This window comes from Chryseobacterium contaminans (assembly GCF_001684955.1).
In the GTDB taxonomy this organism is placed as follows: Bacteria; Bacteroidota; Bacteroidia; order Flavobacteriales; family Weeksellaceae; genus Chryseobacterium; species Chryseobacterium contaminans.
Genome location: NZ_MAYF01000259.1, coordinates 1 through 457, shown reverse-complemented (window position 1 = coordinate 457; position 457 = coordinate 1). Strand labels below are relative to the sequence as shown.

The 457-nt window shown below is 54.7% G+C and carries 1 protein-coding gene; it reads right to left on the bottom strand.

Translation table 11 applies throughout. From position 1 onward, the window contains the following. Positions 1-144: 144 nt before the first annotated feature. A partial coding sequence (locus BBH99_RS22780) for a hypothetical protein (RefSeq protein WP_228390808.1) occupies positions 145-457 on the bottom strand: 313 nt, incomplete at its 5' end.

The following is a 457-nucleotide window of genomic DNA, read 5'->3' as shown; positions in this document are numbered from 1 at the left end:
ATACCTCCCCGGTTCGCTACCGATCGTCTGACCACGGCTTTATACAGCATGGACCTTACTTCGATGAGGGCGCACTGGTTCAAAGCGTAGCGTATTCAGACAAGTTCACTGTCCTCGTAGAGAGGCCGATGTCTGTGGGAGTCGTCAGTGCGTAACTTCCGTCGAGACACTTGTACCGGTTCTTATGCGCTCGAAGATTTTGTACAGGATGCCGTGGAGAATGCCGTCTTCTTTGCATTTGGTCGGAAGTCGGGTACTAAACGTTGCGCTTGGCCACTTGCAGCTGGAGCGCACGCTCGCTCCTTCGCACATCACTTGTTCTGCAACACCGGGGCTCCAATGGCTGTCGCAATGACCGTTCTCGGGTACCTCGAGCGCGTCAGATACGTCCTTGCCTTTGAGCGCGAAGAGCGAGCATGTGAATCCCTGCTGCTTGGACTCTTCATCGTAGGGTACA